General features: G+C 42.2%; 13 protein-coding genes. 2 read left to right on the forward strand and 11 right to left on the reverse strand.

Annotated elements, in window-relative coordinates:
* Window positions 1-14: 14 nt before the first annotated feature.
* The 9 genes from U2718_RS00360 to U2718_RS00400 form a co-directional block, all read right to left on the reverse strand.
* On the reverse strand, window positions 15-4,643 hold the full coding sequence (locus tag U2718_RS00360) for an ATP-binding protein (RefSeq protein WP_341999200.1): 4,629 nt from the start codon (window positions 4,641-4,643) through the stop codon (window positions 15-17).
* On the reverse strand, window positions 4,633-4,878 hold the full coding sequence (locus tag U2718_RS00365) for a transcriptional regulator (RefSeq protein WP_341999201.1): 246 nt from the start codon (window positions 4,876-4,878) through the stop codon (window positions 4,633-4,635). The genes U2718_RS00360 and U2718_RS00365 overlap by 11 nt, the downstream gene beginning before the upstream one ends.
* 502 nt (window positions 4,879-5,380) lie before the next feature.
* Entirely contained in the window at window positions 5,381-6,529 is a 1,149-nt protein-coding gene (locus U2718_RS00370) for a glycosyltransferase family 4 protein (protein ID WP_341999203.1), read from the reverse strand.
* Between the two features lie 375 nt (window positions 6,530-6,904).
* Window positions 6,905-8,533 (reverse strand): MFS transporter, encoded by a 1,629-nt coding sequence (locus tag U2718_RS00375; protein WP_341999821.1) that lies wholly within the window; start codon window positions 8,531-8,533, stop codon window positions 6,905-6,907.
* Window positions 8,520-9,524, reverse strand: a complete 1,005-nt coding sequence (gene recO / locus U2718_RS00380) for a DNA repair protein RecO (protein ID WP_341999204.1) — start codon at window positions 9,522-9,524, stop codon at window positions 8,520-8,522. Before recO ends, U2718_RS00375 begins: the two co-directional genes overlap by 14 nt.
* 70 nt (window positions 9,525-9,594) lie before the next feature.
* The gene (gene deoC / locus U2718_RS00385) at window positions 9,595-10,275 is read right to left on the reverse strand and encodes a deoxyribose-phosphate aldolase (RefSeq protein ID WP_341999205.1); all 681 of its coding nucleotides are present in this window, start codon (window positions 10,273-10,275) and stop codon (window positions 9,595-9,597) included.
* Between the two features lie 187 nt (window positions 10,276-10,462).
* Window positions 10,463-11,617 (reverse strand): DNA cytosine methyltransferase, encoded by a 1,155-nt coding sequence (locus U2718_RS00390; RefSeq protein WP_341999207.1) that lies wholly within the window; start codon window positions 11,615-11,617, stop codon window positions 10,463-10,465.
* A gap of 198 nt (window positions 11,618-11,815) precedes the next feature.
* A complete protein-coding gene (locus U2718_RS00395) occupies window positions 11,816-12,475 on the reverse strand; it encodes an alpha-ketoglutarate-dependent dioxygenase AlkB (protein WP_341999209.1) in 660 nt (219 codons plus the stop codon).
* 117 nt (window positions 12,476-12,592) lie between these two features.
* Window positions 12,593-14,053 carry a YcjF family protein gene (locus U2718_RS00400; protein WP_341999210.1) on the reverse strand — a complete coding sequence of 487 codons (1,461 nt, stop codon included), beginning with the start codon at window positions 14,051-14,053 and terminating at the stop codon, window positions 12,593-12,595.
* 485 nt (window positions 14,054-14,538) lie between these two features.
* Here U2718_RS00400 and U2718_RS00405 point away from each other — a divergent pair, with 485 nt between their 5' ends.
* Both U2718_RS00405 and U2718_RS00410 read left to right on the forward strand, forming a co-directional pair.
* On the forward strand, window positions 14,539-14,862 hold the full coding sequence (locus U2718_RS00405) for a phasin family protein (protein ID WP_289787619.1): 324 nt from the start codon (window positions 14,539-14,541) through the stop codon (window positions 14,860-14,862).
* Between the two features lie 238 nt (window positions 14,863-15,100).
* Window positions 15,101-15,631 carry an FKBP-type peptidyl-prolyl cis-trans isomerase gene (locus tag U2718_RS00410; RefSeq protein WP_341999213.1) on the forward strand — a complete coding sequence of 177 codons (531 nt, stop codon included), beginning with the start codon at window positions 15,101-15,103 and terminating at the stop codon, window positions 15,629-15,631.
* 229 nt (window positions 15,632-15,860) lie between these two features.
* Here U2718_RS00410 and dnaB read toward each other — a convergent pair whose 3' ends face one another.
* Complete coding sequence (dnaB, locus tag U2718_RS00415; RefSeq protein WP_341999215.1) at window positions 15,861-17,216, reverse strand: replicative DNA helicase; 1,356 nt, start codon at window positions 17,214-17,216, stop codon at window positions 15,861-15,863.
* Between the two features lie 184 nt (window positions 17,217-17,400).
* Window positions 17,401-17,859, reverse strand: coding sequence for a 50S ribosomal protein L9 (gene rplI / locus U2718_RS00420; protein ID WP_341999217.1), 459 nt, complete (start codon window positions 17,857-17,859; stop codon window positions 17,401-17,403).
* Window positions 17,860-18,239 lie beyond the last annotated feature (380 nt).

The following is an 18,239-nucleotide window of genomic DNA, read 5'->3' on the forward strand; positions in this document are numbered from 1 at the left end:
GGCGCTGGCAGATTTCATATCTTGCTACGTTGTTTTTGTTCATCCATCCTTTCAATTAATGCCACGATCGCCTGGGCTAATTCCTCTGGTTCGATGGGTTTTGCTAGATGTTGTTGAAATCCTGCTTGCAGAGCTTGCTTTTGATCGTATTCTGCGGCGTAGGCAGTCAGAGCTATCGCCCCCATTAATCCTCCTTGTTTAGGCGATCGATTCCTAATTTGTTGCATCAGCATATAGCCGTCGATATCGGGCATTCCAATGTCGCTAATCAATATATCGGGCTGAAAGTGATCTAGCAGTGCCAATGCTTCAGTTGCTGATGCTGCAACACTCACTTGCGCTCCATACTGTTCCAAAATGGTGAGTACCAAGTCTCGCATATCAGCTTCATCATCAACTATGAGAATTTGCAGTTGACTAAAATCAAAGGTGCTAATAGAGGATAGATTGTCCTGATTTTTCTCTTCAACAACCTTCATTAACGGTAATTTCACCCTAAATATCGCACCCATTCCCTCACCACGACTCTCTACATTAACCGTTCCTCCATGCAATTCTGTCAGGTGGCGGACGATCGCTAATCCTAGCCCCAAACCACCAAATTTTCGAGTAGTTTTACCGTCTTCCTGGCGAAAATATTCAAAGACGTAAGGCAAAAATTCTGAACTAATGCCCTTGCCCGTATCCTTAATCGTAATTTGAGCAAATGAATCAATGTACTCTAGCCCAATCTCCACTCTTCCCCCCGAAGGAGTAAATTTAATGGCATTTGAGAGTAAATTCCAGACAACTTGTTGGAGACGAGCAGAGTCTCCAGATACAATTGCTGCATTAGCGTCAATGTTTTTGTGAATGTGAATGCCTTTAGCTTGAGCAGCCAAGCGCACTGTTTCTGAGGCAGCGTCAATGGTAGTTGCTAAATTTATCTGAGATATATTCAATACTATCTTGCCGCGGAGAATGCGGGAAACATCGAGTAAATCTTCAATCAGTTGGGTTTGTAATTTAGCGTTACGTTCGATTGTCTCTAAGGCACGACGGGTTGCCACCTCATCCAGCTTGCCAGCTTGAAGTAGTTTTGCCCAGCCCAAAATCGGATTTAAGGGCGATCGCAACTCATGGGATAATACTGCCAAAAATTCATCCTTGATTCGATTCGCGACTTCGGCTTCCTCCCGTGCGGCTTGTTCTTGTTGCAGGAGGTGGCTGCGCTGCTGTTCCAATTGTTTTTGTTCTTCAATATCAGTTGCTGTGCCGAACCATTTGATAATTTGTCCTTGTTCATCTTTTAGCGGCATAGCTTGGTGTAAATGCCATCGGTATACGCCATCTGCCCGCCGCATCCGTCCTTCAGCTAGATAGCTTGTACCTGTTTGTTGCGCCGCCGCCCAATTCTGGCTGAGAGTTGGTATATCGTCAGGATGGATGATTGTTTGCCAACCTGCGGTTTTTGCTTGAGCAAGCGTTAAGCCAGTAAAATTTAACCAGCGTTGATTGACATCTAGCAACACTCCTTCTGAATTGGCTGTCCACACTAATTGCGGAATTAATTCAGCTAAATACCGATAGCGTTCTTCGCTTTGCTGTAGGGCTGCCTCTGCTTGTTTGCGATCATCTATATCTGTTAATGTGCCATACCACTGCACAACTTGTCCTTGCCGATCGCGAATTGGCACTGCCCGACATAAAAACCAACGATAAGCACTGTCTAATGCGCGTTTTAAGCGAAATTCTGTTTGATAAAGCGCTCCTGTCGTTAAACAAGCATTCCAAACTTTATAGGTTGGCTCAAAATCGTCTGGATGAACCACCCGTTTAATAAAGTCTCGCTTGCGTGTTTGCTCTAGCGTTAACCCTGTATACTCGACCCAGCGTTGACTAACATATTCTGCTTCGCCATTTGCTCTGGTAATCCAGACAATTTGTGGCATGGCATCAGCCAACTGACGAAATTGGGCTTCGCTTTCTCGCAATACCTCCTCTATTTGCTTGCGCTCAGAAATATCACGAAAATAGACTGCAACTCCATCCACAGACGGGTAAGCGTTGACTTCCAACCAGCGCCCGATCGGTTCACCAAACTCCTCCCACCAAACAGGAGTTTGTTCTGCCACAGCGCGGTGGAGTTCCCGGTATGCCAGCCCCCCAACTTCTGTCGGAAATACCTCCTGCCAAACTTGTTTGCCAATCAATTCTTGTGGCGATCGCCCTAACAGTTGAGCAGCAGCCTGATTCACATAGGTATAACGCCACTGGTAATCAAATGCTACAAACGCATCAGTAATACTTTCTAAAATATTGTGAACTTGATCGCGAGCCGTCTCAGCTTCAGTGCGTAACACCTGCTCTCGCTGTGCCGTTTCCTGACGTAGTTGAGCCATTTCTAGATGAGCACGAACACGAGCCAACAATTCTTTAGCACTAAAAGGCTTAATCAAATAATCGTCCGCACCTGCTTCTAATCCTTCAATTTGTGCTTCTTCCCCAGCTCGCGCTGAAAGTAGGATGATAGGTAACTCGCGAGTGCGATCATCACTTCGCAGTGCCTTCAGTAAGCCAAAGCCATCCAAGCGGGGCATCATCACATCGCTAAGGACTAAATCTGGCAGGTGATCGCTTATTGCCTGCAAGGCTGCCATGCCATCACCTACTGCCTCAACCTGATAACTACTACTCAATAACCGCTTGACATAATCCCGCATATCAGCATTATCGTCAACGAGGAGAATACGGGCAGAACTGGGCAGAGGGGAAACCTCTGTGTGAGTTATCTCCCCTGCTCCCCCTTTCCCGTGCTCCCCTTCCTCTTCTTCTGGCAACCATCTTAAGGCTTCCTCTACGTAGGGAGCCGCACCAAGTGTAGATGAGACAGGAGTTAAGTTAGTTTGGACACGATTGGATGTAGAATCGGGCGGTAAATGAGCATTACCAGTGGGAATTATGACCGTGAAAGTAGATCCTTCACCTGCAATGCTTTCAACCTGTACACTACCACCGTGTAAGCGGACTAGCTCTTGCACTAAGGCTAGTCCAATTCCTGAACCTTCGTGTGTCCTCGCTCTTGCTCCTTGGACGCGATGAAAACGCTCGAATAGATGCGGCAACTCGGCAGCAGGAATTCCCGTACCCGTATCTCGCACAACTAATTCAACACTGTTTTCTACACTACGTAGACTCACCGTAATTTCACCCTCAAAGGTGAACTTGAAGGCGTTCGAGAGCAAGTTGAGTACAATTTTCTCCCACATATCGCGATCGACATAAACAGGCTCATGGAGGGGTTCACACTCCACAGTTAGACGCAAACCTGCCCGCTCGATCGCAGAACGAAACACACTCGATAGCTCCGTAGTCAATGTAGCCAAATCAGTAGGTTCATAGCTCGCTTGAATTCTACCTGCTTCAATCCGCGAAAAATCTAACAGGGTATTAACAAGCTTGAGCAAGCGGAGGCTATTACGATGTACCAGTTCTAGCTGTTGCTGGTGTTCGTTCGACAATTCCCCAGGCGCAGCTAAAATGTCCTCTAAAGGGCCTAGCATTAAAGTTAACGGGGTACGAAATTCATGAGAAACATTGCTAAAAAAGACAGTTTTCGCCTGGTCAATTTCTGCTAGTGCTTCTGCCCGCTTACGTTCTTCCTCATAGGCTTGAGCATTAGCTATGCTAACCGCGATTTGAGCCGAAATCAGATCGATGAATCTTTGATAATTATCGTCAAAGAGCCTGAATGGGTTTAGCCCGACAACTAATATTCCCATGCGTCCTGTTTGACCTGATGGTGCTATTGGTACAGCTATTGCTTGATGAGGCGGCCGCTTCCAAGCACCTGTCGGCAGATTGGTAAAAGACGATCCTAAATCAAAAACTAAACATGATTTATTCTTCTTGAGAACTTTTGCAAAGGGCCAAACTGCATCAGCATCGAGAGTAACAGTTTCAGAAACTGCTGGATGTTCCCGTCCGATCCCGCAGGTAGCAGCTAGATTGACGCGCTGCTGATCTGGATCTGCTAAATAAATCATCGCGAAGGGGAGATCATAGGGGTTAGTTTCCAGACAACTCGCACTCAGGGTACAAGCTTGCTCAAATGTACGCGCATCTGCCGCCCTAGCTGCCAATTCCCGCAGCAGAACCAACTGGCGCTCGCCAATGATACGTTGTGTGTCATCTGTATTGGCGCAAATGATACCACCTGTGCCACCGTCGTCGTTAGGAATCGGACTATAGGAGAATGTGTAATAAGTTTCCTCCGGATAGCCATTACGCTCCATGATCAGTAGCAGCGATTCATCGTAAGTGCCTTCATTAGTGAGCATCGCCGATTCGGCACGAGGAGCAACCTGATCCCAAATTTCACGCCACACATAGGAAGCCGGTTGCCCCAGCACTTGCGGATGTTTGCCGCCAAGAATCGCTTTGTAGGCGTCGTTGTAAAGGTTAATTAGTTCCTCGCCCCACCAAACAAACATGGCTTGGCGAGAGGTTAACATAATGCGTACAGCAGTTTTCAAGCTTTGCGGCCAGTTTTCAACACAACCAAGGGACGTTTGCGACCAATTGTGCGATCGCATCAACGCTCCCATCTCTCCACCACCTACAAATAAATCTTCAGGAACAGTTGCCTTTACATCAGGGTTCACAGTCTTTAACTCCTTGTCCCTGAAAGTATTTTTCTAGCAGATCTTTGCCGCGATCGTCTATTGGATGCACTAGCACTTCAATTTGTTTTACAGCCAGCGCTAAAGGCTTTATCCACCCGTTCTCCCCTGGGTTAAAGCTCTGAAACGAAGATACAAATTCAAATTGCGAGAGATAAACACGCGCTCTTGTCTGTCGAACCAACTCTGCAAACTTTAGCTGTTGAATGGCAGGCATGAGTGCGGATACCTTTTATTTCTACTGGCGGTTGGACTACACCGCATGAGATCCTAATTTTTGGAATATACCATGTGGCATAGTCCTTACCACCTCTACCCCAAGATGCAGAATCTAAAAGTAGGGGCGCTTGAAGAGGAAAGGGAGAGTAGTAGGGTGTATTACGGCTATGTAAAGATGTGAAAGTTTGAGAGAGTGAGAACTTGCCGTAACGCAACAAAATCATAGGGTACGTTAAAGCACGTGTAACGCATTATAGTTTATGTAGTTTTATTCTCTTAGTAAAAAATAGTGGTTTTGAAATATTAATAAATAAAGCCTACAATACTCATCTTGTTAAAGGCTTATTTTTCACAGCCCAGTTTCAGAAAAGTAAAATTTGACTAGCAAAAAATCTAATCACACTAACCAGAATAATTCTAGATAGTGTCATGCGATCACTCGTCTCAAATTTTTTAAAGAGACTGCCATACTAGAAATGACACTACTGATGCCGTCTCATTCACGCGCCCCAAGTGAACTGTACACTTTGCTGCCGGATCACTTCCTTATAAAGTATTTCTAATTCAGTAACATTATTACTGAGGGTATAGCGTTCTAGCACTCGTTTTCTTGCTTTTTGTCCGAGCAGGGTTGTTAACTCTGGATGATCTTGGAAAAGTGGCAGGAGAGTTCTAAGTTGAGGTCGCACTGTTTTAGGATTTAGAATTACGCCTGCTCCCTTTTCTAATACTTCTCCATCTGCACCCACATCTGTAGCTATACACGCTATTCCACAAGCCATTGCTTCTAAAAGGGAGAGGGATAAGCCTTCTACCAATGAAGGTAAAATAAATACATCTGCACCCCTTAAGATATCAATGCGTCGGTTTTCATCGGCAACAAATCCTAACCAAATAATCCCGTATTCGGCGCCATAAAATGGTTCTAAAGAAGATTTTAAGGGGCCGTCGCCCACAATGAGTAACTTGCTTTCTGGAGCCATTTCCGCTTGTTTCCAGGCACGCAGAAGAGCTTCAACGTTTTTTTCTGGAGCTAATCGTCCTTGATAAACAAATAAGCGATCGGCGTCAAAGTCGGCTTTAATTTTAGATGAGCCGGGCGAATATTTAATCACATCTACGCCGTTGGGTATAACGGCAATATTGTCTGACGGCACACCCATTCGCGCTAATAATTCGCGTTGAATTTGGGAAAATACAATTACGCGATCATAATTACCCAAAAAAGGCGCATAGAGCTGATAAGCCAAAAGTTGAGTTCCCGATACCAGTTTTGCTCCTTTACCTGCAAAAGGTGTGTGAAAAGTTGCGATTAGGGGCAAATTCAATTCTTCGCAAATTTCTGGTAAAACAAAGTCCAAAGGAGATAAGGTGAGGGAAGCATGGACTATGTCTGGTTTAATGCTCTTTAAAGACTGGGTTAAGACTTTAGTGGCTTTAAAAGTGGGAATGGTATAAACCTGGGACTTGTAAATGAAAGGCAGAGACACTTCTTGAAATTTCGGCCAGTTGTCTGGTTCAGATTCTTCTTGAGCAAAATGCAAAAAGCTAACTTGGTGTCCCAGTTCTAGTAAGGCATTTGTTATTTCTCGACTGTAGGTTACATTACCGCAAAAGGGTGATTTTTTTCCAATCCAAGCTATGTGCATTCTTTAGATTAACTATTTACAAAAGCGGGTTTAGTGTATCAGTTTCTATTCTCTGTACTGTTTTGCTTTTTGTACTTCGTGGCTTATTACTAATCATAAAATACAGCCAGTACCCACTTCAAACAAATTTTTTATGTTGTGTTCACCAAGGGGATTATTAGGTTTATTTGTTTTATTTATTAAGTTGTGATTGAACTATGTCAATATTAAAAAACAATAACTGAGCCAGAAGATATTTCTAGCTAAACTTAGGATTGATCCCTAACATAAATAAAATGGGATTTTGTTATTTTTTTAAGTTTACCATGAAAGCAAATACTTGTGATAATGATTAGTTGTGCAAAGGGAATGCGTAAAATCCCTTTGAACAGATGTTTACTCTTGAGAAGTATACAAAGTCAAGAGTCCACCCAAAAAGACGATCGCTCCTAATCCCAAAAAGACTACCTGCAATCCCATAAAGGTTTCTGCTACACCTGCTAATGCTAAAGGTAAGGTGAGGGCAATATTAATCACATTGTTTTGCAAACCAAAAACTTTACCACGCATTTCCGGGGGTGTTTCTGTTTGGATTGCTGTCTGCATGGGTATACCAATTAATGCACCAAAGATACCTAACAGCATCACCAACAACAGGATAATAAATAGCTGATGTGTGAATATAGATAAACCAATCAGAGATGCAACCATGCCCGCACAGCCACATAAACTTAACTGTGTATAAGAAAAACGTTGTCCAAACTGTCCTAATATTGTTGCTCCAACAGCGATGCCGACACCACCAGCTGCTAGTAAAAATCCGAACTGCTCGGCTTTTAAGTTAGGAATTACTTCTGCCATGCGAACGGCAAGAACAGTTAATGCTGCAAACACAGAAAACAAGACGATGAGTTGGATCAGGGCATTACGAAGCCGAGGGTTATCTTTGAGATAACGCAACCCATCCTGTACGTCAGCAAAAATATGTGGCGATTCTGTTTGAGGTGGGTAATATTTTTCGTTAGTTCCCAGTAGCAATAAAATTATTCCGGCGATCGCATAACTGCCACCAACAATAATTTCTTTACCTAACCCCTCACTACCACCAACTAACAGCCAAAGGCGATCAGCTGCTGCTAAAAGTGGTTCACCAATGGCAAACCCAATAATTACCGATGCCATCATCGTTGTAGTGTAAAGAGAGTTAGCTGAGAGCAAATGCTGTTCTTTCACCACTAAAGGAATTGCTGCCTGTTCTGCTGGTGCAAAAAACTGTGTCAAGGTGGAAACTAAAAAAGTTACACCCAAAATGATGGCAAAACCTACAGGTAAGACTCCTATTGGTTGCCAATCATGGGTGAGCCACAACAACAGGGGAATTACCAAAACCAAGATACCTCGCCAAATGTTTGTTCCTACCAATACCATCTTTTTTGACCAGCGATCTACAAATACACCAGCCAGGGAACCGAATAAGACGGCGGGAATGGTAAAAGCCATCATTAATGCTGACACCCAAGCGCTAATGGTGCGATCGCCTATTTGAAAATGAGTATTAATCAGGGCTATCATCAACACCAAATACACTTTATCTGCCAACTGACAGAAAACTTGTCCTCCCCAAAGTGCTAAAAAATTGGAATTTCTCAGAACTGGCAAAAATCCATGTTCTTTAGCATGATCCGCTCCAGCTTTTCCATCAGAGTCGGACTTGTCTTGGTTTGATTTTCCAGATACAGCATCATTGACTAATGGCACAATTTGACCGTTAGTTTCATGTTTAGTATTTACTTCTGTGTTAATTGATTGATTGTTAGAGTTTTTTTCAGGTAGTGATTTTGATGTCCATTGCTCATTTTGAGAAACGTTTTTTGCAGGTTTTTCTTGAGCATGGGCTGAATCGGGTGTAGTTTTTGGAACCGCACTGAGGTGGTTAGGTACTTTAGCCACTGATGCCCTATTCTGCTTTTTTATATGACTTGGTGACAGTGGCAGGATTTTGTGATCCAGATCAGAGTGATGCATCATGGTTTGCAGCAAAATAAGAATCAATCAAGGCAGCGGAGCGAATAGGGCGACCGAAGTGATACTGGGCATACTGACGCAAAACTTGCTCCACAGATAACCAGCTACAATCTTGGGTCGTATCTTGCATTATCTCTGATTGCGACAGATGTTGGAGTATAGTCAATTCCCTTGCGTTTAAACGTTTGGAAAGGGCTGGCATTTCTTGCCTGTGGAAGATAGTTTCGTAATCGAGGCTATGAGTAGATGTTGAGGAAGACGCGGTTTGAGAAGACGCAAAGACGTGGGAAGTAGGAGACGCGGAGAATCTATCAAAAATATTTCCCACCTCCCCGCGTCTGGTTGTCCCCATGTCCTCTTTACTCCCCACATCTGGTTGTCCCCACCTCCCCGTGTTCTCTTTCCTCAGGCGTTCCCACGCTGTTAAGCAAACCGTGCCACCAGCGTTAATACTAAATCCTACTTGCCAATTAGGGTCTGTAAAATCTGGTATGAGAGGACGCTGAGTCAAACAACACATATGTACTTCTGGCGTAAATCCTGCCAAAGCTAATAGTTGAAACAATCCATGAGCTAAAAGAGCCATAACATTGGGTGTTTCTTGGCTGGATAATTCTTCTATTCGCTTGAGATGTTCGTTAATTAACTCATATAGTTCTTCTTGGGGTTGTTCACTTAAACCTTGGCACAACACTACCTCTGCTAAATACTGACTAGCTGCTAGCCTTCCCAAATCTTTCGCAAGGCCTGAGTAGGATTTTACAGTTTGAGCTTGCGTAATTTTATCTAGCGATCGCCCTTTAGCAATTAATAAATCATTGACCACAAACATTGCACTTCTGCCGCCCAAGCTGGAGTTATGCTTGCGTGCTCCTGGGGCAATAACTCGAATTAGTCCATATTCTTTTGTCAAAATCGTAACTATTTTATCTGACTCACCAAAAACTTGGGTTCTGAGATTAATTCCAGTTGCTTTATAAGTTTTACTCATTTAGTTATTAGTCATTGGTCATTAGTTATTGGTCGTATAGGACAAAGAACAAGTGACAGATGACAAATGACTACTCTGTTTTCTCTAGCGTATCGCGCTGTCGCAACAACTCGACACCACGAGACGTGCCTAATCTTGTAGCACCCGCCATAATTAAGTCTAAAGCTTGATCGATGCTCCGAATACCGCCTGATGCTTTAATTCCCACTACATCTTTAGCAACTTCCTTCAAAAGTCGCACGTCTGCCACTGTCGCACCCCCATTCCAACCGGTACTGGTTTTAAGAAAAGCTGCCCCCGCATCCATACATATTTCCGCAGCCAGGCGTTTTTCGGCATCCGTCAGTAGGTTGGTTTCTAAAATCACCTTTACTGTTTGCCCAGTTTCTTCACAAATTTCGGCGATTTCTCGATGCACCTGATCGGTTTTTCCTGCTTTTAACCAACCCAAATTAATTACCACGTCCAACTCAGTGGCACCATTTTCCACTGCTTGTTGAGCTTCATACAACTTCACTGCTGAAGTTGTTGCTCCAGTGGGAAAGCCAATCACCGTACAGACTTTAGGCTTCTGATTGTGGAGGTATTCTGCTGCAAAGCGCACATGAGCAGGATACACGCAAACTGCTGCAAAGTGAAATCTATCTGCTTGTTCACACCATTGTTCCACCTGCTCGATTGTAGCTGTTGGAATCAGTAAGGAGTGATCTATGTATGGCGCAATATCAATATCTGGATACTCTGCTGCCATTGCTATAGTAATTGATTATGTATCTTTTATATAAACTTAAGACTATTTTAATAAATAACTCCACCATATATTTAGAATTTTTCCTAGAAGTTGGTTGATTTGCTTAAATTTAGTCGTGATTTCAATCTATACCAATTTATTGCTGTTAAGTATTTTGCCTAGAAAATTTATGAATTCTAAGTATTAATTATGACATTTTTATCTTACTAACTGCAAGAAAATCCAAGATAGTGTGAGCTAATCCATTAGATGCTAAATAAGGCACACCATTACCGATGGTTTTAAACATATTAGTTAGTGACATATTATCTGGCAAAACGAATTTTGTAGGTAAAGATTGGATTGCCAGAGCTTCAGCTACAGAAATTCGCCGTACTTTGTAAGGATGTAAATGTACTTCGTTATTGCCATAGCAAGCTGTAGGAGAGTAGCGCCATCTGTGCAGACGCTTGTAAGATTTCCTGGAATCGTCTCCTTCATCAATGCTAGCGAATTTTTGAATACCTGCCCTTGGTTGAAAATAGTGTTTGGCATTAGGGTGATGTAGCACATCATTTTTTCTAAACCAATATTCAACTGTTAGCTCCACAGGAATATTTTGAGGACAAGGTAGGATAGAATTTTCTTGAAAAGGTGAACTTTTACTCCAAGGATAAGCAAATACTTTATCTTTGTTGAAGAATATATGTTTCTCCCAAGGGAAAATTTTTCTAGTTAATTGATGATGGTTCAAGATTGTTATACCCATGTCTTTAATTAAAGACATTCGGAATCCTAATAAGATGATTCTATCTCTATCTTGAGGTACACCATACTCAATCGCATTAATTAAACGTTCTGTTAATAAGTAACCAGCTTGAATTAATTGCCGTTTTTTTGCTTCAAAAAATAATCGGTGTTTTTTGGTCTTCCACAAACCTTTAACATTCTCAAATAAAAAGAAATCGGGTTGTTGTTGACAAATTATTTCCACATAAGCATTTGATAGTTTACCATTATCTCCTAAATATCCTCTATTTTTACCGCCTGTGGAAAAGTCAGGACAAGGAGGGCCACCAATAAATCCAATAATATTATTAGATTTACGGCAGTCTTGTACTAATTCTTGTAAATAGACTGCCTGGAAGCCTTCAGTGAGTTTATTAACATCTGCTTCCTCTCCAAAATGGTATCCGTATGCTGGTAACGGTAGATTTAAATTAGCTCGACAATAGCGGTATGCTTCCATAAATGAGGAAGAAATTTCATTCACATAAACAATATTAAAACCACTGGTTTCAAAGCCTAAATCTAGAAATCCCGAACCAGCAAAAAAGGAGAAAATATTGGGGCGATCGCTCATTGTTAATCTTGATAAGCAGAAAATAAAAACACCAGAAGAATCGTAAAATATTATTTAGTAAGCTTTTTGTACTCATTCTATTTTTAAATAAATCGACCACAGATGAACACAGATGAACACAGATTTTATCGGTGTCCATCTGTGGTCGTAATTAACCTAAATCCTGATTTTTGCAAGAAGTATAGTATTTAAATATTATTAAAGGGAATGAGCAATAACCCTGAAAGTTAAATTAATTCTTGGTTGAACTTTCTTTGATGTTTTTGGAATCTGATGCTGCCAAAAATACTGGGTAGTACCCGCCATAAGCAGAAAGCTACCATGTGTTAACTCAATTTCTGCTTTCAAGTCTTTATTGTCTTTACGCCTAAACATAAATCTTCTTGTTCCACCAAAGCGAACAGAACCAATTACAGGATTTTTACCTAACTCTGGTTCAGCATCAGTGTGCCAGGAAATTCCATCATTTCCATCTCGATAAAGATTTAGCAAGACGCTATTAAACTGAACTTTTGCTATTTCCTCTACTTTCTCTTTTACTTGTAGTAATGTAGGTGTCCAAAGCTCTGGTTGAAGATGAATACCTGAGAATTTATATGACTTGTCTTTATCTCCATACCAAGCAGTTTTTCTCGGTAAGTTTACTTCCTTACCGTAAATCTTCATTTTGTCTTGTCGCCATTTAATTTCTTTCAATAAGGTTTGAAAAAGTTCATCGCTCTCTTGCTGATTGAAAAAATTGCGATAGAAAATCACATCAGCGTCTGGCATAGATAGAACTTCTTTCTTATAACTCCTCAGTGACTCATCTATCATAGAGTCAAACCCAGAGAATAAGTTTCCCTGAATCGCATTCATAGCCTAGCTATTTTCATACAATTACACTCAGTTAAAAGATGTAGCAAATAAGTTATTTATGGAAAAATATCACCCATCTGCTACATCCATTACCAAATATCATTAACCAATTTTGCGTTATCCCGCCGCCTTCTCAACACCAATAAGTTCACCCTCAGAGGCTTCCGGCAACAAACGCTTCACGCCTTGCTTAACAAACCCTTGCAGGAAAGCCACCTGCTGGTTCTGTTGAAATACTTTTTGCAAGGTTTGCCCCAATTTCTCCACATTAAATCCAATGGTAGAATTTACGGTTACTTCCTGTTGTTGGAAATATTCTACTAAGCTAAGTCCAGCCAAGCGCGTCAGATAAGCTGCACTTACACCCTGCACTGCACCACCAGCAACAAAGGTGATAGCGTGACTCTTGAGAACAGTACCGATCGCCTTACTAGAAAGTTCGACTAAACCCAGCTTCAGCATTAAACCTCCCATTTCGCCAGCTACGGTTTTTGCCTGTTCGATGGAAAATTTTTGCTGGTAAATATTACCCAAATCCATTACCATCTGGGCGTTTATTGCCGCAGTTGCCAAAATATCTAGTGCTGGTACTGGGTTGGCGAAGGCAGCAGCAGCAGCAATCCACTGATATTGTTCAATCACTGGGTTTGCGCGATCGCGTCTGATTCCATTCAAGTAGTTTTTCGCCTCGGCTTTGAGCAGGTGTGTTTTTCTCATCACAGTTGCCCACACCAGTTGCTGCCCTTGCTGTGCTAGAGTCTCACCTAAGTGCTGTGTTAACTGCTGGATGTCTGGTGCTGGTTGTTCCATCCACTCTTGCACCGAACCATCCTCACCATGCTTGCGAACTTTGACGGGCAGGGGAGAAACAGCAGTCGCCACCACATTTCCTAGCATCCGCTGTTTTAATGACAGCAAGACATTAGCGCGTTCATCTGGTAAATATTGGTCTTGTTTATTGAAAACCAGCATTAATTGCTGATATTCTGCCCTTAGCTGCTGTATGGCTTGAAATTCTGTATCTGTCAAATCGCCGTTTGTGAGGAACAAGACAAAATCAGTTGTCTTTGCTGGTGCTAATGCAGCCGTATCTGATTTTTCCTTGGCTTGTGCAAACAAAGGCGGTGTCTCTTGCAAGCTGACTGTTTGCCGGATCTCTGGATGCCAGTTAGACTCTAAAACCTGAATCAAAGTGGTTTTACCTACTGACTTGCCGCCAGTAACAGCCACAAGAATATCTTCTCTGTCTAACTCCAAGTACAGCTGGGGTATTCTTTCTCGCAATGTTACTAAAGCTTGGTGATTTTCTGCTTCGCTTGCTAGTTGATTGATCACAACTTCGGCTTTAGCGATCGCATTTTCAACCGTTGCGCGATCTACAGGCATTTCTAGCATTTGCAAACCGTTTTTAGGACGATTTTGCTTCAATAACCATAAACCGCCACCAACTAGCAACAAACTCATCACACTAAATTCACCTAGCTGCACCATAGAATGATGCAAACTTTGTAACATCCAGAGAGTAAATGTTAGTCCCAGTCCTCCCACTAAGATCGGTCGTTGCAACTTCACAACCATGACTCACCGCGCTTTTTGGATTATTTCTACTTTAGAATAGATCAAAAGCTTGCTTTTGGTGGCTTATACAAGCGATACAGCATAACTTTCTTTATATAAATTTGCTTTGTCTTACCAGAAGTCTGAATTATGGACGGTTATTACTACAAAGTTAGTAAAAAACAGAAGACATAAAACTGAAAGTAAGATAGGTAAACATAATTAAACTTAAACTACTAACCTTAGAAATCCATTTAGGAAGAGGTTTTTCCTTCTGCCCCACCGAACTTCTGATGGCGGAAGCCGCCGCTCAGAGTTCTCTCTGCCTCCTGCCTCCTGCCTTCTACCTCCATCCTCAAGTTCGATAATCACACCTTATTATTTCCTGTATACGTCTGTCAGAATAGAGCTGTAATCTAGAGTAATTAACCTTTCAGCATTGGTGTATTGCTTTAGATTTCAAAATCAGGTTCGTCTGGTTATAGATTAAGTGACAGGAATGCAGTATGGACAGTAACAACTGGATGCAGCAGTTATTGATGCTCGGTATTGGTACAACTTCTATGGTGGCAGACAAAATACGGGAAGCAAGCGAGCAGATGGTGAAGGATGGCAAGCTTGATCCTGAGCAAGCCAAGGCAGTGATGGATGATATGGTTAAGCAGTTAAAATCAGAACAGGGCAACTGGGAAGGTAATATGCAACGGCAGATGCGAAATATGCTGCAAGATTTAGGGGTTGCACGTCAGTCAGAAGTTGATGAACTGCGGGGTAGAATTGACAGGTTGGAGCGTCAAGTGCGTGATTTAGAAAATAAGCTTTGGCGCTAACAATTTAGAATTAGTCGAAGGCAGATGGCAGAGGGCAGGCAAAGGCAGAAGGCAGAAGGGAAGAAAGTTTTTTCATGCATTCTGGTGTACGTAGTATATTAAGGCTACTTTAAAGTCTAGAATCTAAAATCTAAAATTCAAATTTTCCATCAGGGTACGCTTTCTGATTTAAACTAAGTTTTGTCCTACAGGTCATCGTATATATACATCCAGACAACCTTAGTAGGGAGGACTGATTTTGAAAGCGATTTTACTCAGCGTGGGTTTTATGCTGGTTTGTGTTGTAGTTTTGGTATTAGCGCAAGTTGGCGGTGGTAAACAAGAATCTGCGATCGCTGCCCAGATTACCAAAACGACACAAGCTCCCACTGCTACAACTGAAAATAAAACTCTCATTACAAACATTGCCATGTTCGCATCAGATGAAAATGTCGTCACTACCCCCTCTGGGTTGAAGTATATCGATCTAGTTGAGGGAGATGGGGCGACTCCTAAACCAGGACAAAAGGTTACGGTTCACTACACTGGTACTTTAGAAGATGGTACTAAGTTTGATAGTTCACGCGATCGCAATCGTCCCTTCGACTTCAAAGTTGGCGTTGGGCAAGTGATTAAAGGTTGGGATGAGGGACTCAGTACTATGAAAGTAGGTGGACGCCGTCAGTTAATCATCCCTCCAGAGTTAGGTTATGGCGCTCGTGGTGCTGGTGGTGTGATTCCCCCCAACGCGACGCTAATTTTTGATGTGGAGTTGTTGAAAGCTGGTTAGGGGTTAGTGGATAGTGGATGGTGGTTAGTAGGGGCGGGTTTATTTGTAGATATATCTTTTTTTGAGAGATTACTATTAAAACCCATCCCTACTAAAAATTAACTTCTAAATTAGCAACTACCAATTACTACCTACTACCTACTAAATACTGTACGGGCGGGTTTAAAGAGAAATTATTGGTTCTAACCCAAAGATAATCAATGGAACCCGTCCCTACTAACTACTTTTGTTAATAATTACTTGGTTTAGCTAAATTTTTAAACTTCGTAAATTGTGGATCGAATAAAAGTTTAACAGTTCCAGTTGGGCCATTACGATGTTTAGCAATGACAATTTCTGCAATACCTCTTTCAGGAGTATCAGGATTATAATATTCATCCCTGTAGAGCATAATTACTAAATCCGCATCTTGCTCAATCGAACCCGACTCTCTCAAATCAGATAACATTGGACGCTTGTTAGTACGTGCTTCTACACCTCTACTCAACTGAGATAGAGCAATCACCGGCACAGATAATTCACGCGCTAAACCTTTAATTTTGCGGGTAATTCTAGATAATTCTTGCACGCGATTGTCACCTGCTCCCTCCATTAATTGCAAGTAATCAATCACAATTAGCCCCAAGTTCGTTCCAACTTCTGCTTGCAAGCGTCGTGCTTGACTCCGCATTTCTGTAACTGTAATATTCGGTGTATCGTCAATAAAAATTGGCATTTCCGAGAGCATACCAATCGCACGGCTTAAAGGTTCCCACTGAGATTGACTGATACGTCCACTGCGCAAATAACCAGATTCAATTTCTGCTTCGCTTGCTAATAAACGCTGTACCAATTGTTCTTTGGACATTTCCAAACTAAAAATTGCAACTGGTAATTTATATAAAGCGGCAACATTATAAGCTAGATTCAGGCAGAAGGCAGTTTTCCCCATTGACGGTCTGCCAGCAACAATGATTAAATCAGAAGGCTGGAAGCCACTTGTCATCGCATCTAAATCGTAAAATCCACAAGGGATACCCGGTAAAGCTACACCTTGATGGCGTGTCTCTATTTCCTGGAAAGTATTTACCAAGGTGTCAGCAATGTGGATTAAGCCTGACTGCGGACGTTCTTGGGCGATCGCAAAAACTTTTTGTTCTGCTTGATCAAGGATTTGTGGTAACTCGTCTTCTGTTTGATAACCCAACTGAACAATTTCATTACCAGTTTTGATTAACTGACGCCGCAGGTATTTTTCCATCACCAGCGTTGCCAAAGCGTCGATGTTAACTGCTGAAACTGTTCTGTCTACAAGGGAAGCTAATTTATTTCTACCACCGACACGAGCCAGCAGATCATGGTCATTTAACCAACTTGTAATCGCAAGCAAGTCTGTAGGTTTACTTTGACTGTGAAGGCGCAGTGCTGCTTGATAGATATCTTTATGAGCGCTAATGTAAAAAGCTTCTGGTACTAAGCGATCGCTAACTCTACTGATCGCTTCTGGATCGAGCAAGATACCTCCCAGTATTGCTTCTTCTGCTTCGATATTTTGGGGAGGTAAGCGATCGCTGCCTAGCCCTTGAAAATTTAGTTCTTCAGACATATAAAAATTTTAGATTAGGGTAGTAGACTATTACCCCTATAGTGCATAACTTTCACTTCCAATATATAAAGACGTTGCACTGCAACGTCTCTACACACCAAAGATATTTTTTGCAAAAAATTAAAAACCGAAAAAACACAGACGTAAAATTTATCTGTGTTCTCAATTCCAAAAAAGTAGATTTTTAGCTAGCTACAACTTGAATGTTGACTTTAGCCGTTACTTCTGAATGCAGCTTAATCTCTGCTTCGTAAGTTCCCAAAATGCCAATATCAGGTATGGTGATGCCGCGTCGATCCACTTCAATACCAGTGATTTGTTGAATCACATCAGCTACGTCTTGGGTGGTGACAGTACCAAAGATAGCTTCTTTTTCACCAGCTTGCTTGGCAATATTGAAGGTTCCAGCTTTCTCTAAAGCTTCTTTTTGTTCTTGCGCTTGTTGTTTAAGTTCTAGTTGCCGCTGGCGTTCTAACTCCCGGCGACGTTCTACTTGCTTGAGAATACCAGGAGTAGCAAAAGTTGCCATACTCTTGGGAATTAAATAATTACGAGCATAACCGGGTGCTACTTCTACTAAGTCGCCGGATCTACCCAATTTTCTGACATCCTGAGTTAAAACTAACTGCACGCGTTTCGCCATTGTTTTTCTTTTTTCTCTGTTGCTTGTAAAATCTCAATATCTTGGGGGTTTCAGCAAGATAGTTCACAAGAGTGTAGCTTTATCCCCAGGAGGTTTGCTTATAGTCAATCAACCTAGAGATCCTAGCGAAATATAGGGTGCGATCGCAAGTCTTGAACCTCCTAATTTCATTTATGGGTTCTGACTGTGCTTGCTGCCTTCTGTCTTGAAAATGGGTGTAGGGGAAGAAATGTTTATACCAATGCCCAATGCTCACTTGCCCTGAGCGACTTGTACTAAGCGAAGTCAAAGAAGCCGAAAAGATACCCCATGCCCAATGCCTTTTTTCATACTTGGTAGTATACGAAGTTCATAGGGACTGCCTTCTGCCTCCTTCCCTC

The organism is Chlorogloeopsis sp. ULAP02 (genome assembly GCF_038404745.2).
Taxonomy (GTDB): domain Bacteria; phylum Cyanobacteriota; class Cyanobacteriia; order Cyanobacteriales; family Nostocaceae; genus Chlorogloeopsis.